General features: G+C 40.4%; 24 protein-coding genes and 1 tRNA gene. 8 read left to right on the top strand and 17 right to left on the bottom strand.

The window, feature by feature from the left end; genetic code table 11:
- Window positions 1–133 precede the first annotated feature (133 nt).
- A complete protein-coding gene (locus QUF73_07645) occupies window positions 134–1,105 on the bottom strand; it encodes a site-specific integrase (GenBank protein MDM5226082.1) in 972 nt (323 codons plus the stop codon).
- Between the two features lie 168 nt (window positions 1,106–1,273).
- Window positions 1,274–1,370, bottom strand: a tRNA-Sec gene (locus tag QUF73_07650).
- Between the two features lie 123 nt (window positions 1,371–1,493).
- Between QUF73_07650 and QUF73_07655 the strand changes: the two genes are divergently transcribed.
- Window positions 1,494–1,919, top strand: a complete 426-nt coding sequence (locus QUF73_07655) for a DUF2621 domain-containing protein (protein MDM5226083.1) — start codon at window positions 1,494–1,496, stop codon at window positions 1,917–1,919.
- Between the two features lie 111 nt (window positions 1,920–2,030).
- Window positions 2,031–2,525, top strand: coding sequence for a DinB family protein (locus tag QUF73_07660; protein MDM5226084.1), 495 nt, complete (start codon window positions 2,031–2,033; stop codon window positions 2,523–2,525).
- Window positions 2,526–2,573: 48 nt separating this feature from the next.
- Here QUF73_07660 and QUF73_07665 read toward each other — a convergent pair whose 3' ends face one another.
- The 3 genes from QUF73_07665 to QUF73_07675 all read right to left on the bottom strand — a co-directional run bounded on the left by QUF73_07665 (window position 2,574) and on the right by QUF73_07675 (window position 4,560).
- The gene (locus QUF73_07665) at window positions 2,574–3,062 is read right to left on the bottom strand and encodes a cytochrome c biogenesis protein CcdC (GenBank protein MDM5226085.1); all 489 of its coding nucleotides are present in this window, start codon (window positions 3,060–3,062) and stop codon (window positions 2,574–2,576) included.
- Between the two features lie 151 nt (window positions 3,063–3,213).
- Complete coding sequence (locus QUF73_07670; protein ID MDM5226086.1) at window positions 3,214–3,573, bottom strand: response regulator; 360 nt, start codon at window positions 3,571–3,573, stop codon at window positions 3,214–3,216.
- Window positions 3,574–3,852: 279 nt separating this feature from the next.
- The gene (locus QUF73_07675) at window positions 3,853–4,560 is read right to left on the bottom strand and encodes a cytochrome c biogenesis protein CcdA (GenBank protein MDM5226087.1); all 708 of its coding nucleotides are present in this window, start codon (window positions 4,558–4,560) and stop codon (window positions 3,853–3,855) included.
- 346 nt (window positions 4,561–4,906) lie between these two features.
- On the opposite strand from QUF73_07675, the gene QUF73_07680 reads away from it, so the two are divergent.
- A complete protein-coding gene (locus QUF73_07680; protein MDM5226088.1) occupies window positions 4,907–5,077 on the top strand; it encodes an aspartyl-phosphate phosphatase Spo0E family protein in 171 nt (56 codons plus the stop codon).
- 77 nt (window positions 5,078–5,154) lie between these two features.
- On the opposite strand, the gene QUF73_07685 is transcribed toward QUF73_07680, so the two are convergent.
- Complete coding sequence (locus QUF73_07685) at window positions 5,155–5,562, bottom strand: Lrp/AsnC family transcriptional regulator (GenBank protein ID MDM5226089.1); 408 nt, start codon at window positions 5,560–5,562, stop codon at window positions 5,155–5,157.
- 118 nt (window positions 5,563–5,680) lie between these two features.
- On the opposite strand from QUF73_07685, the gene QUF73_07690 reads away from it, so the two are divergent.
- Window positions 5,681–6,442, top strand: coding sequence for an MBL fold metallo-hydrolase (locus tag QUF73_07690; protein ID MDM5226090.1), 762 nt, complete (start codon window positions 5,681–5,683; stop codon window positions 6,440–6,442).
- A 39-nt stretch (window positions 6,443–6,481) separates the two neighbouring features.
- Here the strand turns inward: QUF73_07690 and QUF73_07695 are convergent, their stop codons facing one another.
- The 9 genes from QUF73_07695 to QUF73_07735 form a co-directional block, all read right to left on the bottom strand.
- The gene (locus tag QUF73_07695) at window positions 6,482–8,275 is read right to left on the bottom strand and encodes an ABC transporter transmembrane domain-containing protein (protein ID MDM5226091.1); all 1,794 of its coding nucleotides are present in this window, start codon (window positions 8,273–8,275) and stop codon (window positions 6,482–6,484) included.
- A gap of 4 nt (window positions 8,276–8,279) precedes the next feature.
- Entirely contained in the window at window positions 8,280–10,028 is a 1,749-nt protein-coding gene (locus QUF73_07700) for an ABC transporter transmembrane domain-containing protein (protein ID MDM5226092.1), read from the bottom strand.
- 105 nt (window positions 10,029–10,133) lie between these two features.
- On the bottom strand, window positions 10,134–10,574 hold the full coding sequence (locus QUF73_07705) for a DUF6376 family protein (protein ID MDM5226093.1): 441 nt from the start codon (window positions 10,572–10,574) through the stop codon (window positions 10,134–10,136).
- A 134-nt stretch (window positions 10,575–10,708) separates the two neighbouring features.
- The gene (locus tag QUF73_07710) at window positions 10,709–10,924 is read right to left on the bottom strand and encodes a YneF family protein (protein ID MDM5226094.1); all 216 of its coding nucleotides are present in this window, start codon (window positions 10,922–10,924) and stop codon (window positions 10,709–10,711) included.
- A gap of 86 nt (window positions 10,925–11,010) precedes the next feature.
- Window positions 11,011–11,448 carry a sporulation inhibitor of replication protein SirA gene (gene sirA / locus QUF73_07715; protein ID MDM5226095.1) on the bottom strand — a complete coding sequence of 146 codons (438 nt, stop codon included), beginning with the start codon at window positions 11,446–11,448 and terminating at the stop codon, window positions 11,011–11,013.
- Window positions 11,449–11,720: 272 nt separating this feature from the next.
- Window positions 11,721–13,727: a transketolase gene (gene tkt, locus QUF73_07720; protein ID MDM5226096.1), complete on the bottom strand. Its 2,007-nt coding sequence runs from the start codon at window positions 13,725–13,727 to the stop codon at window positions 11,721–11,723.
- Between the two features lie 237 nt (window positions 13,728–13,964).
- Window positions 13,965–14,198, bottom strand: a complete 234-nt coding sequence (locus QUF73_07725) for a DUF896 domain-containing protein (protein MDM5226097.1) — start codon at window positions 14,196–14,198, stop codon at window positions 13,965–13,967.
- A 144-nt stretch (window positions 14,199–14,342) separates the two neighbouring features.
- Window positions 14,343–14,990: a recombinase family protein gene (locus QUF73_07730; GenBank protein ID MDM5226098.1), complete on the bottom strand. Its 648-nt coding sequence runs from the start codon at window positions 14,988–14,990 to the stop codon at window positions 14,343–14,345.
- Window positions 14,991–14,999: 9 nt separating this feature from the next.
- A complete protein-coding gene (locus QUF73_07735) occupies window positions 15,000–15,332 on the bottom strand; it encodes a LysM peptidoglycan-binding domain-containing protein (protein MDM5226099.1) in 333 nt (110 codons plus the stop codon).
- Window positions 15,333–15,488: 156 nt separating this feature from the next.
- On the opposite strand from QUF73_07735, the gene lexA reads away from it, so the two are divergent.
- Both lexA and QUF73_07745 read left to right on the top strand, forming a co-directional pair.
- On the top strand, window positions 15,489–16,112 hold the full coding sequence (lexA, locus tag QUF73_07740) for a transcriptional repressor LexA (protein ID MDM5226100.1): 624 nt from the start codon (window positions 15,489–15,491) through the stop codon (window positions 16,110–16,112).
- 286 nt (window positions 16,113–16,398) lie between these two features.
- Entirely contained in the window at window positions 16,399–16,683 is a 285-nt protein-coding gene (locus tag QUF73_07745) for a DUF4257 domain-containing protein (protein ID MDM5226101.1), read from the top strand.
- Window positions 16,684–17,834: 1,151 nt separating this feature from the next.
- Here QUF73_07745 and QUF73_07750 read toward each other — a convergent pair.
- Window positions 17,835–19,616, bottom strand: a complete 1,782-nt coding sequence (locus tag QUF73_07750) for a hypothetical protein (GenBank protein ID MDM5226102.1) — start codon at window positions 19,614–19,616, stop codon at window positions 17,835–17,837.
- An 898-nt stretch (window positions 19,617–20,514) separates the two neighbouring features.
- Between QUF73_07750 and QUF73_07755 the strand changes: the two genes are divergently transcribed.
- Window positions 20,515–20,652: a hypothetical protein gene (locus QUF73_07755; GenBank protein ID MDM5226103.1), complete on the top strand. Its 138-nt coding sequence runs from the start codon at window positions 20,515–20,517 to the stop codon at window positions 20,650–20,652.
- A 139-nt stretch (window positions 20,653–20,791) separates the two neighbouring features.
- On the opposite strand, the gene QUF73_07760 is transcribed toward QUF73_07755, so the two are convergent.
- On the bottom strand, window positions 20,792–20,938 hold the full coding sequence (locus QUF73_07760; GenBank protein ID MDM5226104.1) for a hypothetical protein: 147 nt from the start codon (window positions 20,936–20,938) through the stop codon (window positions 20,792–20,794).
- Between the two features lie 62 nt (window positions 20,939–21,000).
- Here QUF73_07760 and QUF73_07765 point away from each other — a divergent pair, with 62 nt between their 5' ends.
- Window positions 21,001–21,135, top strand: coding sequence for a hypothetical protein (locus QUF73_07765; GenBank protein MDM5226105.1), 135 nt, complete (start codon window positions 21,001–21,003; stop codon window positions 21,133–21,135).
- Window positions 21,136–21,209 lie beyond the last annotated feature (74 nt).

Here is a 21,209-nt window from a genome sequence, read left to right on the forward strand (position 1 = left end):
AGTATTGCAAACTTAAACAAATGTATTGCAATGCGGAATTCCAATAAGCAAAAATTCTTCTTTTTCTCTCCTTTTCAACAAAAAAAGAACAGCCTTATGACTGTTCTCTTTATTTCCACCATATTCTTCTTTTTTACTTTTTACTAAAGACATAATTCAACGGGGAATGTATGTTATGCTGATTTTGCACATCCATATTTGTCATTTGTACGTAACGTCTTACCATGTTCATATGAGAATGACCAAGTATATGTTGCAAACTGAACGGGTCGCCTCCATTTAATATATAGAATAACGCCCCTGTATGACGTAAAGTGTGAGGACTGCAGCGTTTATTATTAATACCTGCAACCTGACCATATACCCTAATATTGTCCCGTACAGTAGCCTCACTCATTCTTTCACCTTCATATGTTAAAAACATATATTCATTCCCAAAATCCTCAGTTTCAACAATATACTCACTTAGTAATTTCGCTGTTTTTGGTGATATGGGAACGGTTCGAGCAATTCTTACTTTTGTATCCGCAGCTTCTAATTGAATAGTTAATTTTTTAAAATCTATATTTTTTCTTTTAATATCAACTAATTCAGACACCCGAACCATTGTATCTAATAGGATAAACAAAATTACCTTTGTTCTAAACCCAGTATAAGTGGATTCATCTATTGCACCAATTAACCGTTTAAACTCCTCAGGCGTTAAAGCTTCAACATTATCGATAGGTGCTTTGATTGTCTTAAAGCGTTTGTGTATAGGTTCTAGAATCCATTGCTTATCTTCATAAATGTACCTTAAAAAAGACCTCATTGTTCTCACTCTTATATTTACAGTTGCAGGAGAGTAGTCTAGTTCTTCACACATGTAACTTATCCACCCAGTAAAAACCTCTGTTGTCATTTCCTTTGCTGATAGTTCACGACCAATATAATCCATAAAGTATTGAAAGTTATTGTAATACTCCTTAATGGTTCTTTTGGCTAATCCCTCTCCCTTTTTAATTAACATAAACTGCTCAAACATTTCTGAAATTGAATAGGCATAACCGCCAACATTTACTGATTTTACTTCACGTTTAAGACGTCTAAATTGATTTTGTCGCAAAATAAAAACCCCTTCCATAATAAAAATTACGTAAGAGGTTGAACGGTTTTATGTATCAGTCTAAAACGGTTTTTCGTTACAGCCAAACACAGTTTTTCGTGAGACTGGTCGAAATCCGTTTGGGAATAAGTCAAACACTTATTCGATGTAACGTTGAAAATCTTATTTTGGCGGGACCGCCTGGGAATCGAACCCAGCTGACCTGGCACGCAGGTCACAAGCGGTTTTGAAGACCGTGGAGGGCACCAGCACCCCAATCAGCCCCGTAAAGACTCTTCCTATTATAAAGGCAAATGGTGCTGCTTTCAAGACTAATGCTTCCTTTCTTGTCGTTTGGCGGGACAAGGCTTATAATAAGGACAGGAAAATATGTGTGTAGGTGAAGGAAATGCTACAAGGCTGGTTTATGTATTTTATATTGTTTTGGGTTGTTGTTTTGATTTCTTTCTTCGCGATCGGCGGCTTTTTTATGTTCCGCAAATTCTTAAAGCGAATGCCGAAAGAAGATGGCAAATCAGATTTGGATTGGGAAGAGCATTATGTCAATGAAACGCGCCATCTTTGGCAGCAGAAGGAAAAAGATTTGCTTGAGGATCTCGTAAGTCCAGTGCCTGAACTGTTCAGGGATGTAGCAAGAATGAAAATAGCCGGAAAAATCGGCGAACTTGCCCTAAAGGAAAAGGCAGCACAAATTAATCAGGACCTCCTGATTCGAGGCTATATTCTAGCCACTCCAAAACGGGATCACAAATTCCTGCGAAAGAAATTGACAGAAAAACAGATAAACATGACTCCATATGAACATTTATTCTAAGCCATTTCGGATCTCCGAAATGGTTTTTTATTATTCCGAACTTAAAAAAGGATACTCTCTAACTTTATTGAATAGAAATGAAGAGTACTCTACCCAAAAAGGAGAAATCCAATGACCACAAAAGAAGTCTTACTAAAACAGCTATCCGCCTGCCTCGACCAGCCCAATTGGTTTGTCCCGTTATCAGCTGCCATCGAAGGACTATCAGCAAAAGAAGCATCATTCAAGTCTGGAACCGCCAATTCGGTCTGGCAGATCGTCACCCACCTTACCTTCTGGAATGACCGCTATCTAACAAGATTCAAAGAATTGCCTCTCGCTCAAACCCATATCGCAAATGACGAAACATTCAGCACCAATGAATCCGTTACTGAAGAGGATTGGCACTCTGCCAAAAAAGCTCTTCAAAACGTATTGTCTGAATGGATCAAAGCCCTGGAAGAATGCAGTGAAGAAAAGCTTCTCTCATCCGCCTACCAGGAACCAATTGAACCCTGGTCGTCTGTCATTTCCAATCTAACCATCCACAACGCCTATCACATCGGCCAAATCGTAGAAATCAGGAAGATGTATGGACTTTGGGACCCCAAGAATGGTGTCCATTAATCCAAACACAAAAATCCGCCGAGCCCATGCCCGGCGGATTTCATTCTATCAAGTTGTTTTCGGATTCCCTGACCCATGCAGCTCCTGATGAAGCTTCCGGTAATTCATATACATCGCTATCCTCCACGGTAAGATCATTGAAAACGCGAGAATCCAGAACATACCGCTCAGCTGACCATAGTCAATCGTTGAGCTAAGGACCATTTTTCCACTAATCCGGATTACAAGCAATCCTATCAATATAAAAGCGAATGCCTTGGAACGCTTCAGATAAATATCGCTATCCCTGATTTCAAAGGAGGATGTTTTAATTAAAAGGATGGAAAACAGCATTCCAACTGTGGCTGCTTCCAGTATCTCCATTGGGGTAACGCGAAAATAAGGAACGACAAACATAAGAGCACCTGTGCTCATAAAAATCGGCGGCAAGATGATTTTCTTGGCGGAAGCCGGCTTTTTTGCGGCCTTCATGCGGATGAACATCACGAAGATCGCCATAAAAACGGCACCGATTGATGAAATTAATACAAAGTCCATTCGATTTCATCCTCTATTTCATTTGATTACTAACCATATTATATCTTAATAGGCTTGATTTAGGTACTCAGAAGGATAAAAGTTCAATAAAAAAGCCACTCCAGCTGATACCCGGACACATCCTTATGTCCAGGGTACCCTGAGTCATCTCTTAGCTTAATACCCGATTCACAGCTTCTAATACACGGCCTTCATCAAATGGTTTTATGATAAAATCTTTCGCGCCAGCTTCAATGGATTCAACCACTACCTTCTGCTGGCCCATGGCTGAACACATAATTACTTTTGCATTAGGGTTGTCCCTCTTAATTTCCCTGACAGCTTCAAGTCCGCTCATTTCAGGCATTGTGATATCCATCATCACCAGATCAGGTTTTAGAGTTTCGAATAGGTGCACGGCTTCTATTCCGTTCTCCCCTTCTCCCACAATTTCATGGTCTGCTTTTTTCAAAATGCTGCCAAGGGTAACTCTCATAAACTTTGCATCATCTACTATTAAAATTCTCGCCACCGCTATTTCCCCCTTGTAGTGCATTGGAAGCTATATCTCTATTATACTACATTCATAGTAAAAAATACCCATAAAAACAATTATAAAACATCCAATAGAAAAAAATATTCCTTTAGAGAGATACACTTTTCCACGCCCAAGGAACACATATTTCAATATATCGAAGTATCAGATTAATTTCAATTGAAAGAATATGACAAATTTCGACCAGCTGACATAGCCCTTTTTGCTTATAGCAAAAAAAGAAGCACATTCCCAATTTGAATGTGCTCCTGCTTTTTAGAAACCTGTAAATCCGCCAAATAACGGTGAAAGTATCGCAATAATTTTTGTCATCCAGTCAAAGAATAAGACAACACCCATGATCATCATCAATACGCCGCCGATTTTCATAATCTTGGCGCTGTTTCGTCTGATCCATTGCAGCTTGCCGACAAAGAACGAAAGCACAAAGAATGGAATTCCGAAACCAAGGATATAGGCAATCATATAAACCATTGCTGAGCTTGGATTAGATGCTGCGAGTGAAATCACGGCTCCGAGAATCGGTCCTGTACACGGGGTCCAGCCGGCAGCAAATGCCATTCCGATTAATACCGAACCAAGCAATCCGGCAGGACGGTTTTTAAACTCGAATCGTCTTTCTTTCATTAAGAATTCCGGCTTGATGACTCCCACTACCAGCAGGCCAAAGAAGAAGATAAATATTGCCCCAAGCTGGCGGATGAGGTCTTGATATTCAGTAAAGAAACGGCCAATAAAAGTAGTCCCAAACCCAATTGCAATAAAAATAGCCGAAAATCCAAGCAGGAAGAATAGCGTGTGCAGCATGCTCCGTCTTTGCAGCATCGCATTCTCTTCTTTAATCTCCCCTACAGACATTCCTGTAATATACGATAAGAATGCTGGATATAACGGCAGGCAGCAAGGTGAAATGAAGCTTAAGAACCCTGCCCCTAATGCAATAAATACATTCAAATCTGTCATAGTCACAACTCCTGATACTCATTCATTCCCATTTCATTCTAACAAATCCCATATAGAAAAGATAATGGATAGAATGTGAACATTTTGTGTCCTGAAAATTTCACACATTTCTGAGTAAACCAACTGCTATTATAATAATTGATATTAAATTTCAACCTAAAACATGTATTTTTAATGTAAATGTTATTAAAGTTTAAAACAAGTTTCTTTTGAATTAATTACCATAATTCGATATACTAGTATAGGACTTAACAAATTCTGTTATTATCTTTCAGCTTTTGACATGGAACCGAATTGGCAGAGTAAGGCCTACATATAAGAAATAATCAGAGAGGAACTATTGGCCATGTGTAAACAGGAACTGCTTACATTGATTGAACAAAAAAGAACAGAGTTAATTCAAGTGGCCATGAAAAGCGGCTTAAGCTCTGCCGCAGCAATCCGGTACAGCCAGGAACTGGATGCCCTATTAAATGAATATAACCGAACCTTTATAAAAAAAGTGCAGACACATTAAGAAACAGCCATGCAACCAATGCAGGCTGTTTTTTACATTCATTTCTCTTCATGAATCCTTCTCTATATCCTTAACATCTATTTATTAATAACAATCGATAATTTGTAGTTTGCATGCTTATTCAAGTGTGTTAAAAATTGATCTAACCGTTCATTAGATGGGAATTTGCATTCCAGCAGATAACAGCCATCTCCGCTGATTTTAAAATTATGAATGATTTCCTCCTGTGCTTTGACAAAAGTCAGATACGGCTGATGATACATACTTTGAGTAATAACCGTAATAAAAGCATGGATGTGAAATCCTAATTTATCCTGGTTTACTTTGATTGTGTATCCTTCAATAACGCCCTGATCTTCTAATTTCGCCACTCTTGATGCTGCCGCCTGGCCAGTTAAATGGACTTTCCCCCCCAGCTCCTTCATGGTGATCCGGCTGTTTTTGGACAGTTCCTCTAAAATACGCTGATCCGTATGATCCAGCATTTCTTCAACTCCTTTCACTTTTCAAGTTAAACGGCAAAAAGACTTGATTTTATCTATGTAAGTGCCAATGGGTCCTAGTATAAACTATACGTAAATCAAAGAAAAGGAGTACATTAATATGAATATACAGCAAATCCGTAACGCTACACTAGTTGTCCAATATGCAGGGAAAAAGTTTTTAATTGACCCTTTCTTAGCAGAAAAAGGGACTTACCCGCCTTTCCCGAATTCATTAAGGCAAGATCAAAACAATCCTTTAACGGAGTTGCCAGTCTCCATTGATGAGATCATTCATAATGTGGATGCCGTGATTGTTACCCACCTGCATTTAGACCACTTTGATGATGCAGCCAAAGAAGCATTGCCAAAGGACATTAAAATGTTTGTGCAAAATGAAGAAGATGCTGCTGAAGTGAAAAATGCAGGTTTTAATAATATTGAAGTCCTCCATGAAGATACATTTTTTGGAGATATCCAACTAATAAAAACAAAGGGCGAACATGGCAGGGGCGAAATTTTAAAACTGGCCGGTCTTGTTTGTGGAGTGGTCTTCAAACATCACTGTGAAAAAACACTTTATGTAGCAGGAGATACAGTTTGGTATGATGCTGTTCAGGAAGTCATTGAAACACACAATCCTGAAGTCATTGTAGTAAATGGCGGAGATAACCAGTTTCTTGAAGGCGGCTCGCTTGTTATGGGGAAAGAGGATATCTATGCAGTTTCCAAAGCTGCCCCAGATGCCAAGATTATTTCTGTCCATATGGAGGCGGTCAACCATTGGACACTCTCAAAAGAGGAATTAAAAAGCTACAGTAAAGACAAAGGAATCTCCCATCAAGTATTAGTGCCTGAAGATGGAGAATCCTACACCTTTTAAGAAACAAAAAGACGTGTGGGCAATCACACGTCTTTTCTATTAACCTACTGCATCTTCCACTTTCTCAGCGGACCCGTTCTGAAGCAGATACATTTTATGATACAAGCCGCGCTTTGCAAGCAATTCCTGATGCGTTCCTCTTTCTACTATTTCCCCTTGATGAAGAACGAGAATCAGTTCTGCATCCTGTATCGTAGACAATCGATGAGCAATCGCAATTGTCGTGCGGCCCTTCCGCATTTTTCCCAGTGCGGTTTGTATCGCTTCCTCTGTTTCTGTATCAATATTGGCTGTTGCTTCATCCAGGACAAGAATTTTCGGATTGGCAGCAATTGTTCTTGCAAATGCAATAAGCTGTCTTTGCCCGCTCGAGAAAGTCGATCCGCGCTCAACCACCGCATGCTCATATCCGTCTTCCAGCTTATCTATGAATGTATGGGCCTGAACAAACTGAGCGGCAGCTTTAATCTCTTCAACTGTCATTTTCTTATTATGAAGTCTGATGTTATCCTTAATCGTCCCGAAAAATAGGAAAGGATCCTGAAGGACTAGCCCCATCTTCGTGCGCAATTCTTCAGCTGAATAAGACTTAATGCTTTTTCCGTCAATGAAAATATCGCCGCGCTCATATTCATAGAATCGCATCATTAAATTAATGATTGAGCTCTTGCCGCTGCCGGTATGGCCAACCAGGGCAACTGTTTCACCCGGCTTGGCTGTAAAAGTAATATTTTTCAATACATCCCGTTTGCCGTCATAGGAGAAGCTGAGGTTCCTGAACTCAATCTCTCCCTCCATAATTCCATCAGACAGGTTATCCTCCTGTGCCGGAGCAAGTTCCTTTTCGTCCAGCAGCGCAAACGCTCTTGAAGCCGCAATGATTGCCTGCTGATACATAGAAAGCCTCATCATGATCTGATTCACAGGCTCAAAGAAGCGGTCCAGATAGCTGACAAAGGCATACAGCACACCGATTTCGATCGGACTGTTAAAGGAAGAAATACCAAAGAAGCTCAATACAATAATAAGTGCCAGAACATACACAAGGTCAATGGCCGGCCTTAACAGCAGACCATCCATTTTGATATTGCGCATACCTGCTTGGTAATGCTGCTCATTGATATCGCCAAATTCCTTCCGCAGCCTTTTTTCCTGCCTGAATACCTGGATGATGGACATTCCCTGCAGTGATTCACTCAGCTTTGCATTCAGCTGGCTCAGCCTTTCCCTTAAGTCCTTATAAAATACCGAACTGTATTTACGGTACGTGCGAATGATAATAAAAAGAATCGGGAGAATCACCAGGCAGAATAGGGCCAGCTTCACATTCAGGATAAACATCGCCACAAAGATCCCTGTCAGCAGGAAGGCTCCCTGAATGAAGGTAACCAGTACACTGACAAACATATCTTTAATTGCCTCTGTATCATTGGTAACCCTTGATACAATGCTTCCGGCAGGCGTTTTATCAAAGTATCTCAAGCCCAGTGACTGAACTTTTGAAAAGACATCCACACGCAGCTGCTGAATGATTTTAAGCGCAATTTCCTGAAATTTCAGCAGCTGAAAATAGGATACCAGCACATTCATAATTTGAATGCCCAGATAGGCTGCACCAAGGGCAAATAACGGCTCGAAAACCAGGTTCCTTGGTGTTAAATAATCATCAATAAAAATTTTGACAAGAATCGGCCCTAGGATGTCTCCAATCGTCGTTAACAGAAGCAGACTGAAGGCAAGTATAATTGTTTTCTTATGCGGTTTTGTATTGGAAAGCAGCCGGAAAAGGACCTTCCGCTGCTCTTTTCCCTTCATAATCGGTGTCTTTTCCATAGTCTTATCCCCCATGCTCCACAAGCTCTTCCAGCTGCTGACGCAGATACATATTCTTATACCAGCCTTCTTCAGCCATCAGTTCCTCATGTGATCCCTGCTGAACAATTTTCCCTTCATCCATCACCAATATGAGATTCGCATGCTGAATGGCGCTCAGCCTGTGAGCGGTTATGATCGTTGTCTTGCCTGCCCGCTCACCACGCAATGAAGCGAGAATCGCTTCCTCTGTTTTCGCATCAACGGCAGAAAGGGAGTCATCCAAAATCAATACTTCCGGTTTCATCAGAATGGCTCGTGCAATGGAAATACGCTGCTTCTGTCCTCCGGATAGCGAGACCCCTCTTTCTCCAACAACGGTTTTATATCCATCTGTGAAATCGAGAATATCTTCATGGATATTGGCCAGTTTCGCTGCCGCATAAATATCTTCAAGGTCTGCATCTGGCCTAGTGAAAGCGATATTTTCCGCAACGGTGGCCGAGAACAGGAAGTGCTCCTGCGGGACATAGCCAATCGCTTCCCTCAGTTTTTCGATTTTATAGCGATTTATTGGATGTCCGGCAAAAATTATTTCCCCTTTATAGCCTTCAAACTCACGGATCAATAGCTTCAGCAGTGTGGTTTTGCCAGCACCCGTTTTACCTGCTATGCCGAGAGTCTCTCCTCTTTCCAGTCTAAAATGAATATCCTTAAGCAGCGCTTTCTGTTCACCCGGATAGGCGAACTCCTCAATCTTGTACGCAATATCACCGCTCGGAACTTCATTAATGCCAGTCTCATCATCCTTAATATCGATTTCTTCTGCAAGAAGCGCAGAGACTCGATCATAGGAGGCGCGGCCTCTCTCGACAATATTGAACAGCCAGCCAAATGCGAGCATCGGCCAAATCAGGAGACCAAGATAGGTAGTAAATGAAACCAGCTGCCCGATTGTCAGCTCTCCTGCAATAACATATCTTGATCCAAATGCAATAGAAAGGAAGAAAGAGATCCCTACAATAATGCTGATCGTCGGATCAAACAAAGAATCAACCCGTGCAACAGAAATGTTTTTTTGCACTACATCTTCTGACTGCCTTCGGAAATCTTCAATATCTTCTTTTTCCTGGCCGAATGTTTTAATGACTTTAATTCCTGAAACACTTTCCTGAGTTTTGTCATTCAGTGAAGAAAAAGCCTCCTGTGCTTTGTGGAACCGTTTATGAAGAAGTGTTCCATACCAGCTTGTCAAAAGTGCCATGAACGGCATTGGAATCAGACTGATCAATGTAAGCTTCCAGCTGATTGTTGTCGCCATGGCGATGATAACGAAACCGCCTGTCGCCAGTGAATCGACAAATGTGAGGACCCCGGCGCCTGCTGTCTGCTGAATCGCCTGCAGATCATTTGTCGCATGGGCCATTAAATCCCCCACCCGCTTTTTCTGGTAGAAGGACTGTGACATATTCGTAAAATGCTGATAAAGCCTGTTGCGCAGGAGTTTGGACAGCTTAACGGCCGAACCGAAAATCATAATTCTCCAATAATAGCGGAGCACATACATCATGAGGGCAACAACAGCAAGAAGTCCAATCCACATTAATAATGCTTTTGCAGTCAGCTCGCCATTTTTAATCGAATCGACCACAATGCCGACAACCTTGGGCGGGACCAGCTGAAGCAGAGCCACAAATAACAGCAGAATGATCCCGTTTACATAAGCTTTTTTCTCCTGTTTAAAAAACCACATCAAATCCAAAAAAACCTTCATACCCCATCCTCCGAAATCCGAAACATAATAGCTTAAATAGTTTAACAAATATTGAGAAAATAAGGAAGATTTTTTCTCTCAGAAAAAAGCACCCTGACGGATGCTTTATTGGCCTAATGCTTCTATGCGGTTTATCAGGCTTGTTGCCTCATTAATGGTAGTGAACAGCTCAGAGTTCTCCAGCTGATCCAGTGCCAGGTTGCCGTTCTCCAATACTTTATTGATCTCAGCCAGAAGCGCTTTATTCTGGGTCACCAGCTCCTGATGAACATCTTCTGCAATCGTCGGGATATCTTGAAGGGCGATAAAATCTTCAACTTCCTGCTTAAGTGTCGTCAAACGGTCTTCAAGTTCCTGCTTTAATGCCGGATCCGCTGCCGCATCCTGAATCATTTGCGGAGCCTCTTCAGCAAAGTCGCTTAACGTATTGATATGATCAGTCGCTTCATTAACATAGTCAATGGAATTATTCACTTCTCCCAGAACGGAACAGCCGCTTAATAACATAGAAACGGTAAGGAGCCCTATTAGAAATACTTTTTTCATTTGCTCGTTCCTTTCATGATTTGTCATAGTATAAATACGGTCTGGTTCAAAAAAGGTTTCATTTTTGCCATAAAAAAACCACCTTCCTTGTATTGTAACAGAAAAGTGGTTTCCGATGGGATGCTTGTCCCTGATTACTTGCCTGACTGCTTGTTCATGGCATTCATCATTTGGTTGATTTTCTTTTGAGATGGCTTCATGCCCATTTGCATCATCATCATTTTAAGCATTTGTTCGTTAATTGGCGGATTTTTCTCCAGGTAGCTCATCATATATTTTCGAGCAATGAAAAATCCTAGTGCTACACCGGCAAGAAGCGCCAGTACACCAACTAGAATGTACATACCCATACTAACTTCCTCCTTCATGTTGTCTATCATACAGTGTACTAGACCAAAGGTTATTATACAATATTTGCTTCATTTTTTCTCTTATTTTAGACGAATTTTCTCTCTTTTATCGGTTTTAGCCACCCATAGCGCTTATGCTGGAGGTCAACAGCCAGGAAGGAAGACTCGCTTTTTCGCAGCACTTCGAAAAATACCGTCTCTGCCTCATAGCTGCCACCCGCTTCTAAAACCAGGCTCCGTTCAAACACTTCAAGCCTCGCCCTGCTTCTTTTACTCATCTCTATATAGTATGCACTTTTTTCTATAATAAAGTCCTTTTTTCGCTGCAGCTGCTGATGGATGTATTGATGCACTTTCAAACCCGGGATTGGCTTAGTCACAAAATCAATTTGCTTCGATAGAATAGACTTCATTTCACCTGACGAACGCTCATACTCTTCAAACAACTGAAAAAACATCCGTTCTCTGCCAAAATAATGGGACGCGAATTCATCTTCTATTAAATACAATTGATAAGCTCTCATCTGGCCCCTCCTTCCGGTACGATCCATTTCTTTCAATTATAAGCAACCAAACATAAGGAATCTGTCTGAAGATGTTAAAAACTTTCACTAATTTTGTCGAAAACGAAGAATTCAGTTGATTATGAGGATTCTTGGTGGGAGAGCTGCTATATTAGAAGAACAAAATATTTACTTCGTTATTTTCCCGGTTTTACTGAAATGTAATCCTATTTTTTAGAGAACCAACCATACAAAAAAGGAAGAGCCTCTCAGCTCTCCCTCGTCAGTTAATATTATCCCTGCAGCAATGCTTTTACGCGTGCTACAACGTTTTCAACTGTGAATCCGTATTCTTCCATAATCTTCTCACCTGGTGCAGATGCGCCAAATGTGTCGATTGCAAGAACATCGCCTTCGTCACCTGCATAACGGTGCCATCCAAGTGAAGTTCCCATTTCAATGGCAAGACGTTTCTTGACTGTCTTAGGAATTACGCTTTCTTTATACTCTTTTGATTGTGCTTCGAAGCGGTCCCAGGCAGGCATGCTGACTACTGATGCATGGATGCCTTCGCCTTCAAGCGCTTTTTGTGCTTCAACAGCCAGGCTGACTTCAGATCCTGCAGCAAGCAATAATACATCCGCAATGCTGTTGGAAGCTGGTGAAACAACATAAGCACCTTTTTGTACGCCTTCGTAAGCCGCTGAATCTGTTCCTTTTAATGTAGGAAGGTTTTGACGGGTCAATACTAATGCAGTTGGCTTGTTTGTTGATTCGATTGCTGTTTTCCAGGCAGATGCTGTTTCATTTCCATCAGCAGGACGGACAACAGATAGGTTTGGCATTGCACGCAATGCAGCAAGCTGTTCTACAGGCTCATGCGTAGGGCCGTCTTCACCGACAGCAATGCTGTCATGTGTGAATACATACGTAACAGGCAGGTTCATAAGTGCAGCCAGACGGATTGCCGGGCGCAGGTAATCAGAGAACACGAAGAATGTTCCGCCGAATACTTTTAATCCGCCGTGAAGTGCCATTCCATTCAATGCAGCACCCATTGCAAATTCACGCACACCGAACCAGATGTTGCGGCCGTCAAATGACTCAGCCGTAAAGTCACCTGTACCTTTGATCATTGTTTTGTTGGAGCCTGCAAGGTCAGCAGATCCGCCAAAGAATGAAGGCAGGTTCTGTGCGATTGCATTTAGCACTTCTCCGGAAGAAGCACGACTTGCAAGACTCTTTCCTTCTTCATAAACAGGAATGTCTTTATCCCAGCCTTCAGAAAGCTCGCCATTGATTGCCTGCTCCAGCTGTTTTCCTAACTCAGGATGTGCTTCTTTGTACTGTGCAAAAAGGTCTTCCCATTCCTGCTGCTTTTTAGAGCCGCTTTCCACAACCTGCTGCTTGAAGTGATCATATACTTCCTGTGGAACATGGAAATCTTCTTCGAAGGTCCACTTATAGGCTTCTTTCGTTAATTTCAATTCGTCAGCACCTAGCGGAGCGCCGTGAACATCAGATTTGCCTGATTTGTTTGGAGAACCGTAGCCGATGACAGTTTTCACTTCGATCATCGTCGGGCGGCTTTCATCTTGTTTCGCTTCTTCAATTGCTTTTGCAATTTCGTGAAGATCATTGCCGTCTTCTACACGGATGTACTGCCAGCCGTATGACTTGAAGCGCTGTTCAACACTTTCAGAGAAAGACTTATCAAGGTCTCCATCAAGTGAGATATCATTTGAATCATAAAGAACAACCAGTCTTCCAAGCTTTAAGTGGCCGGCAAGGGAAGCAGCTTCAGCCGAAACACCTTCCATAAGGTCTCCGTCCCCGCAGATGCTGTATGTATAGTGGTCAACAACATTGAAGTTGTCTTTGTTGTATGTCGCAGCCAGGTGGCGTTCAGCCATTGCCATACCCACAGCCATTGCAATACCTTGTCCTAATGGGCCTGTTGTTGCGTCAACACCTGGAGTATGGCCGTATTCTGGGTGGCCAGGCGTCTTGCTTCCCCACTGTCTGAACTCTTTAATGTCATTCATGGAAACATCATAGCCGGAAAGATGAAGAAGGCTGTATAAAAGCATAGAGCCATGTCCAGCAGAAAGGACGAAACGGTCACGGTTGAACCATTCTGGATTTTTCGGGTTGTGGTTCATGAAGCGTGTCCAAAGTGTATAAGCCATTGGCGCTGCACCCATCGGCATCCCCGGATGGCCGGAATTCGCCTTTTCAATGGCGTCGATTGATAAAGTACGAATGGAACTGATGGATAGTTCATCTGTGTGATTAAACATTCAATACATCCTTTCGAGTAGTAATTCTTTACTCTTTTAATATTATCGGGTGTCCCTTTTTTTCACAACCAATAGGGTCAGGAAAAGGACAAAAAAGCCGGTTTGTTACTATATTGACACAAAAAGACCCGGCATATGTAAAAAAGCGGAGATATCCGGCAAAAGATCCGTAAAAGTCATCTCCGCATTCTATTAAAAGAAGGAATACAGCATTGTGTATCCCTTGCATTTATAATATTAGTGAAGGCGGTTTTTATTTTGGAATTCTTTCAGCTTTTTCGGAGTTACGTCGTTTCCTTTCGGATCAACAATTGTAACACCTTTAAGCGTGTTCAGCATGCCAGAGCGGAAAGTCTCCAAATACTCTTTGCGGAGAGAAGTCTGTTCTTTCGCTTCTGCTTCTGTTAATCCTGATTCCTTTGCCTTCTTTGCCAGTTCATTAATTCGGGCAAGTTTTTGTTTTGGCAGCATATATTAAAGCTCCTTTATATCAAAAGTTTACCTTTGGATATTCTAAATAGAAGTTCTTATTATACAGTAGCTTCAGATATGGAACAATACTGAAACTCAACTGCCATCATACTAAAAAAGAACACTTTTGACAAGAAAAGTGCTCTATTCAGCAAGTGATTCCATATGCTCTTTATACCTTCTATGGACAGTTGCTTTTGAGATATTATAGCCAAAGCCCCTGAGTGTTGCAGCAATCTCTGCAAATGTTAACTCGTTTTTCCTTAGCCGGACAATTTCCTCTATCGGCACCTCTATTCTTTCCCTGCCGCCATTTGCTCCCTGATTGCTTAAGTTCTTCTCGGGCCGGTATCCTTTATCAACAGCCCGCTGCATGCCGCGTCTGATTTTGATGTTATGAAGCTTTCTCTGATACTCCTCTACCATCCCAACAATGTTCAGCACCATCGAATCTGATTCCGAAAGCTCGAGCTGGCCGTTATTCGAAATGCTGTACAGCTGGACTTCTTCTTTTAAGACGCAATGGAGTATTGCAATCTTTGCATTGCCCCGCCCAAGCCTGGTTTCATCCTGAATGAGGACAACCTTGATATCCTTTTCTTTAATTAAGTCTAAAAGCTCCAATATACCGTCTCTTTCAAGATCGTATCCGCTGGCCTGTTCGCGAATCACCTTTACCACTTCAAAATCATGCTTTTTCGCCAGATTCACCAGCTCTTCTTCCTGCCTTGAAAGGGACGTTTCCTGAGTATCCTTTGTTGTACTAACCCTGCAGTAAATAATTGCTTTCATAACTTCTCCTTATTCATAGAGGTCTGAACTGGCAAGCTCTTTAAAAGGCTCATCATCCAGTGCTTTTACTGGAATAACAATTTCATCGCCCGGAAAAATCCTTCCGGCCGCGATCTCATTATTTTGTTCTACCCAATTAATAAATTGATCTGTAGACAGCGAATGTTCAGCCGAAAAATTCTCAGCAATCTTCCATAAAGAGTCGCCTTCTGCAACAGTGACTTTCACAAACTTTTCCGTATCAGGAGTTTCTATTTGCACGAGCATAATAAACGATGCTGCCAAGCTTAAAACGAAGAGAATAATAGCATAAGAATATGATTTCCACAATTTTTCCAGCATGATATACCACCTCTAAAAAGAATATATGTTCGCATTTGATGTTTTTATTATAGACCGAACATTTGTTTTGTGTCAATAAAAATTCGAACTTATGTTTGTATCATATGGTAATTGATGCTATAATTGAGACAACAAAAACATACGAGGAGCATAAAGATGGTGAAATTATCAAAAAGGCAGCAAGATATATTAGAGTTTATAAAAGAAGAAGTTAAATTGAGAGGCTATCCGCCTTCTGTAAGGGAAATTGGGGAAGCAGTCGGCCTGGCTTCAAGCTCAACAGTTCACGGCCATCTTGCTAGACTTGAAAGCAAAGGGCTGATCCGCAGGGATCCCACTAAACCGCGCGCCATTGAAATTTTAGATCTGGACGAGTCTTCTCACATCCCTAAGGTCAGTGCAGTCAATGTTCCGATCGTCGGTAAAGTAACTGCAGGGCAGCCAATAACCGCCATTGAAAATGTTGAAGAATACTTCCCTCTTCCAGAAAGAATGGCACCTGCTGACGAGCATGTATTCATGCTTGAAATCATGGGCGAAAGTATGATTGAAGCCGGAATCCTTGATGGCGACTATGTCATCGTCAAACAGCAGAGCACTGCAAATAATGGAGATATCGTGGTTGCTATGACAGAGGAAGACGAAGCAACTGTCAAGAGATTCTTCAAAGAAAAGGACTTTATCCGGCTTCAGCCGGAAAACTCTACAATGGAACCTATCATCATTCGAAATGTTTCCATCCTTGGCAAGGTTATAGGTGTATACCGCCATATGCATTAATAGAAATGATAAAAAGCATGCAGCCTCTGCCTGCTTTTTATTTTTTCCAATTTTAAGAAGGTTATCAGTTCCTATTACCTGATGCTATTAGCGAAATCATACGAAAGTAACTGATACTTTATCATTTGGCATAAAGTTACAGTCATGTATGACTATTTTATTGTTCAGAAAATTCGGTATTTTTATGCATATTAATTTATAGCCACTTTCTATATAATGGTAATACACCGAGAATCAACCTAAGGTCGCTTGTCCAAAATCTCGACTTTAGGAGTGTGAAGAAAAAATGTTTTTGAACATTACCTTCGCTTTGTTGATTGGTGGGCTGGTCGGTGTCGTTGGACATATTCGGAAAGAAGGCAAAATGGTCAAACCCAGAAGGACAAAAAAATTCATCTATCTGGGGGTCTTTGAAGAAGTAATCATGGGGGCTTTGGCGGCTGTTTTTTTGGTCGTATCTTCAGATCCTGACTCTGCCTTAAAGGTAGTTCTCCTTGCGGTGATTGCAGGATTTGGAGGAGATGCACTGCTGACATGTCTCGATTTCTTAAAGATCAGACATAAAGAATAGAGAGATGCAGGGAAATACAAATTAGTTAAAACCTCGTTCATCAGCAAACGGGGTTTTTGTATTTTAATTAGAACCGCTTTAATAATTGAATAATGAAATTGTTAAAATTCCCTATTAGTATTTTCTCAAAAAAGTTTTGCCATTGCCATCTTAGTTTTCCTTATCAAATCCGTAATTTATGTATGTCTCTTGATGACTTTTATGATAATATTTCAATAGAATTCTAAGTTATATATAAGGGGCTCATGAACTTGTTTTGGAAAATTTATTTTTGGATCATGTTAATATCTACTTTTCGAAATTTACTTTTACTATTAAATTATTCTGATAAAATTAATTGGTCTGGGTATTGGTTATCTTTCACTAATTATTACTTGCCCTTATCTGTTGTTGGCCTTATAGGATTATTCGGTTATTCTTACAGCAAACAAATATTAAATAAAAAACTTTGGAAAAGCCTATTCTTGTTTTTGTTATTATTATTCTTATATAGCAGGATACAGTTTTTTCTTACAATACCAGGCAATATGGTATTCCATTACATTAACTTTTTCTACTTAATTTTACCGCTCCCTATGTTAATTGCTTTATATCGTTACGCGGAAATAAAACCGATCAAGATAAAGCAGCAAAAGAAAAAATCAATAGTTTTTAAATAACAAAAATCAAGACAGTAAATAGCCTGTGATTTAGGCAATATACTGTCTTTTGCTTTCCAATCAAAAAATCCCCAGCTGCCAATGGCAGCAGGGGGCTTACCTCTTAGTACATGCTCAGGTACTGCTCGCTCTCCCATGGGTGCACTTGCGTTCGGAAAAACCCTCGGGCTTTGTATTTTTAAGCAAACAAAAAAAGCCAATTATTAAATTGACTTCTTCATCCCACAATTACTACACTCTCAGCTAAAGCTATCGGGGTTCATTATACTATTATTGGCTATTGGGATTTGAATAAGAGTTTTCCCAGGAAAGACAAATTAGAAAAGCTTGCAGAGTTTTATGGAGTCACTTTTGAGGAAATTACTGAAGAAAATTATTAGAGCCCCTCTCGAGTGAGAAGAGCTTTTGATTTCTACTTATACTTAAGAAGCAGGATTATCATCCACGGTGAATTTGTTGGTAACCTATTGATGTTAAGCTATTTTACAGTATCTAGCAAAATAGGTCACCAAGAACAGGAATATCTGAAACAAGATCACAGAAAAATTCGCCAACATCTCCAAATACATCTTCAAGTGCCTCGCCTATTTCTCCTAAAGCATATTCAAGATCATTTAATATACTTGCAACAATATCGTTCGTTACATCAAATACACTGTTTAGAAGTTGAGCAATGGCTTTTGCAGTAAAGGAAAAAGCATCCTTGAGAATCTGACTTATTTGCAGCAAAGATGATTCGAAAACTTGCTGAAGAGCAGTCGCAATCTCGTTGAAAGCAAACCCAATCGCATTTAAGACTACAGCGGCTGCTTGAGCAGCCAATCCAAATACTTGTTGAAGAGCAGCTGCAATCTCGTTGACAACAAACCCTATCGCTTTTAAGACTTCAGCCGCTGCTAGGGCAGCTAGTCCAAATATTTGCTGAAGAGCAGCCGCAATCTGGTTGGCAACAAACCCGATCCCTTCTAAGATTTCAGCCGCTGCTAAGGCAGCTAGTCCAAATACTTGTTGAAGAGCAGCTGCAATCTGGTTGACAACAAACCCGATCGCTTTTAAGATTTCAGATGCTGCTAAGGCAGCTAGTCCAAAAACTTGTTGAAGAGCAGCCGCAATCTCGTTAACAACAAACCCGATCGCTTTTAAGACTTCAGCCGCTGCTAAGGCAGCCAATCCAAATACTTGTTGAAGGGCAGCTGCAATCTCGTTGGCAATAAATCCAATTACTTTTAGGATATTCGCCGCTGCTTGGGCAGCCAGTCCAAAAACTTGTTGAAGAGCAGCCGCAATCTCGTTGGCAACAAACCCGATTGCTTTTAGGATATTCGCCGCTGCTTGGGCAGCCAATCCAAAAACTTGTTGAAGAGCAGCCGCAATTTCGTTGGCAACAAACCCAATTGCTTTCAAGACTTCAGCCGTTGCTTGAGCAGTCAATGCAAAAACTTGCTGAAGAGCAGCCGCAATCTCGTTGGCAACAAACCCGATTGCTTTTAAGATTAGTGACGCAACCTGAGCACCCAAACCGAAAACCTGTTGAAGCGCTTGAGCAACCTCCGTAACAACAAAACCGATGTCCTTTAAGATAGTGGCCGCAGCCTGAGCACCCAAACCGAAAACTTGTTGAAGCGCTTGAGCAATTCCAATTACATCAAACCCCAGCGATCTTAGAAGATTGGCAGTTTCCGAAACTCCTAAGTCAAATACTGTTACAATTGCACCTGCTACCTCGAGTGCAGTGAATGCCTCGTTGGTAAGAATTAAGGCACTTTGTTGGAAAGTTAAAAAGAACTCAGCATTTAATTGTTCTGCAATCTGCGTGGCTGTATCACCCTGAATATTTAACTGGCGGGCACGGATGACGGGATCGTTATCAATTCTAAATCTAATCGGAACGTTCTGATTATTAAGAAACGTATTTGGTGCGACCGTAACAACAACAGGGTCTAGTTCAATAGGTGAAAGTTCTACCCCATTTCGAGTAACTTCGTTTACCTCAACGAGAAATTGAACTTGATCTCCTCGTTGAACATTTCTTGCTCTCCAGTTAACTCTATAATTGCTTTCGGAATTTGCGAGAATTTCTAACTGATCGAGTGTAACACCTGTCGTCAGATTTTCTATGGTTACAGTAATATAGCCTTGAAGTGAGTTATCAAATATACTTGGGGCAGTCGTTCCGTCTCCTATCGGCGGTAACCAAACAAATGAAAGTCTAGGGTCTAAGGAATCAATAAGGGACTGAAATGGTGATATTCTATTTGAGGTTTCTTGTTCCATTTTTTTCTCTCCTTTTAATTTATTGCTTACATGATTCAATATATGTAAAGGAGTTAAATTTGAAAGGGACAAGCTTCCTATGTACAGGTGCGTGTTACTGCCTGTTTTTAAAAAACTTACTTTGCTGTTAGTGGAATTTTTGTTTTGCAAGTGGGAAGGTTTTCGTAAATATTCAATAATAAATACTCTAGTCCAAAGAATAGAGCTAAAATGGAAATTTAATTTCCGAGAAACTATATAAAGGGGCTAAGGTGCTATTTTTGCAGCTCTTTCGCGATTTTTATTATTCCGCAACGCTTTTCTTTAAAAAGAGTGCGCTTTTTGAAATGCCCTAACACATTTAAGAGATTAGGTATTGTTAGGTTAAGAAAAGATTGTTAAGATTTCTACTTAAACAAATGGGTGCATTACTTAAAGAACGGCTGCCATTTTACAGCCGTTCTTTTTATTCAACTATAGAGGCAGGTTAATTTAAAAAGGAAAAAATTAAATTTTGCAGGTTTGGGGCAATGATGATACCTTTTATCGTTTTAATCGTGCCCCTAAATAATTCCCTTGTATAATTTTTTTGCATTAAAATCTGGCAGTTTTCGGGCAAAGCAAAAAACATAACTTTTATAAAATTTCTGCCCGAATACAAAAACCCCTCAACACCAATAGTGTCAAGGGGTTTCTTTTTTAGTACTTTATCCGCATTTTTTTGATATTAAATTTTTCCGGTCTCTGGCATTTTTTGCACTAATCCTCGGATATTTTGGATTAACAGCACAGGACCTTAACCTTGTTCATCTCTACATAATGTATTTCTTTTGTTTCCTTTATATTAGCTTTCTTGGGATATTAACAAGTATGTCAGCATAACTTTTAGATAAATCCCAAAGAAGGAGGTCATTAAATAATGACACCACTCGAACTTTTTGCATGGACATTATCAGCAATCTTAGCGATTAGCTTTATTATTTCTTTAATTGTAGTTTCAAGAAAACCTCAAATTCTTAATAAAAAGAAAAGTAAAAAGGCTCTATCCACTGATTAATATACTTCCCTTTTCGCAAATCCCCTTGTTAGGCTTCTTCTCTTGCCTTTTGCAATACCGGATTAGGTTTCTTTGTCATCAGAACCACCTATTTTCATCTTTTTCAGCATCGATTACTCTGAATGAAGCCAAGAGCAATTCATACTTTTAATTCGTCATATTTTAATTCATCGATGGGAATACCATGCTGCGGCTCTCTAACTCCTAATTCAATTAACTGACCAAGGACAAATTTCTTCTTTTCGCTTTGAAATATCTTTTGATTAATAGGTCCAGCTATTCCCATATCATCCACCTACAATGCTCTAGATTTTTGAAGCTTATTTAAAATTAGAAGCAGGGGCAGACATGAAATACATCCAGGAGAGATTGGGACATGGAAGCATTCAAATAACCGCAGATGTTTATTCGCATATTAGTAAAAAGATTGAAACTGAAAAAATGAGTAAATTCGAGGAATACATGAAAAATGTCCTTGAATAATTTTTTTGCTTTAAAATCGGGCATTTTCCGGGCAAAGCAAAAATATATAAACTTTATTAAATTTCTGCCCGTAT

It is taken from the genome of Cytobacillus sp. NJ13 (assembly GCA_030348385.1).
Classification (GTDB): Bacteria; Bacillota; Bacilli; order Bacillales; family Cytobacillaceae; genus Cytobacillus.

What these genes read in the sequence shown, in the direction of transcription:
- sirA (MDM5226095.1), bottom strand. Translation starts at nt 11,448, where the DNA reads ATGAGAGCTTATCAATTGTATTTAATAGAAGATGAATTCGCGTCCCAT.
- QUF73_07675 (MDM5226087.1), bottom strand. Translation starts at nt 4,560, where the DNA reads ATGACAGATTTGAATGTATTTATTGCATTAGGGGCAGGGTTCTTAAGC.
- QUF73_07750 (MDM5226102.1), bottom strand. Translation starts at nt 19,616, where the DNA reads ATGGAACAAGAAACCTCAAATAGAATATCACCATTTCAGTCCCTTATT.
- QUF73_07680 (MDM5226088.1), top strand. Translation starts at nt 4,907, where the DNA reads ATGTGTAAACAGGAACTGCTTACATTGATTGAACAAAAAAGAACAGAG.
- QUF73_07745 (MDM5226101.1), top strand. Translation starts at nt 16,399, where the DNA reads ATGTTTTTGAACATTACCTTCGCTTTGTTGATTGGTGGGCTGGTCGGT.
- QUF73_07755 (MDM5226103.1), top strand. Translation starts at nt 20,515, where the DNA reads ATGACACCACTCGAACTTTTTGCATGGACATTATCAGCAATCTTAGCG.
- QUF73_07665 (MDM5226085.1), bottom strand. Translation starts at nt 3,062, where the DNA reads ATGGACTTTGTATTAATTTCATCAATCGGTGCCGTTTTTATGGCGATC.
- tkt (MDM5226096.1), bottom strand. Translation starts at nt 13,727, where the DNA reads ATGTTTAATCACACAGATGAACTATCCATCAGTTCCATTCGTACTTTA.
- QUF73_07725 (MDM5226097.1), bottom strand. Translation starts at nt 14,198, where the DNA reads ATGCTGCCAAAACAAAAACTTGCCCGAATTAATGAACTGGCAAAGAAG.
- QUF73_07735 (MDM5226099.1), bottom strand. Translation starts at nt 15,332, where the DNA reads ATGCTGGAAAAATTGTGGAAATCATATTCTTATGCTATTATTCTCTTC.
- QUF73_07695 (MDM5226091.1), bottom strand. Translation starts at nt 8,275, where the DNA reads ATGGAAAAGACACCGATTATGAAGGGAAAAGAGCAGCGGAAGGTCCTT.
- QUF73_07730 (MDM5226098.1), bottom strand. Translation starts at nt 14,990, where the DNA reads ATGAAAGCAATTATTTACTGCAGGGTTAGTACAACAAAGGATACTCAG.
- QUF73_07700 (MDM5226092.1), bottom strand. Translation starts at nt 10,028, where the DNA reads ATGAAGGTTTTTTTGGATTTGATGTGGTTTTTTAAACAGGAGAAAAAA.
- QUF73_07760 (MDM5226104.1), bottom strand. Translation starts at nt 20,938, where the DNA reads ATGGGAATAGCTGGACCTATTAATCAAAAGATATTTCAAAGCGAAAAG.
- QUF73_07690 (MDM5226090.1), top strand. Translation starts at nt 5,681, where the DNA reads ATGAATATACAGCAAATCCGTAACGCTACACTAGTTGTCCAATATGCA.
- lexA (MDM5226100.1), top strand. Translation starts at nt 15,489, where the DNA reads ATGGTGAAATTATCAAAAAGGCAGCAAGATATATTAGAGTTTATAAAA.
- QUF73_07765 (MDM5226105.1), top strand. Translation starts at nt 21,001, where the DNA reads ATGAAATACATCCAGGAGAGATTGGGACATGGAAGCATTCAAATAACC.
- QUF73_07685 (MDM5226089.1), bottom strand. Translation starts at nt 5,562, where the DNA reads ATGCTGGATCATACGGATCAGCGTATTTTAGAGGAACTGTCCAAAAAC.
- QUF73_07660 (MDM5226084.1), top strand. Translation starts at nt 2,031, where the DNA reads ATGACCACAAAAGAAGTCTTACTAAAACAGCTATCCGCCTGCCTCGAC.
- QUF73_07655 (MDM5226083.1), top strand. Translation starts at nt 1,494, where the DNA reads ATGCTACAAGGCTGGTTTATGTATTTTATATTGTTTTGGGTTGTTGTT.
- QUF73_07705 (MDM5226093.1), bottom strand. Translation starts at nt 10,574, where the DNA reads ATGAAAAAAGTATTTCTAATAGGGCTCCTTACCGTTTCTATGTTATTA.
- QUF73_07710 (MDM5226094.1), bottom strand. Translation starts at nt 10,924, where the DNA reads ATGGGTATGTACATTCTAGTTGGTGTACTGGCGCTTCTTGCCGGTGTA.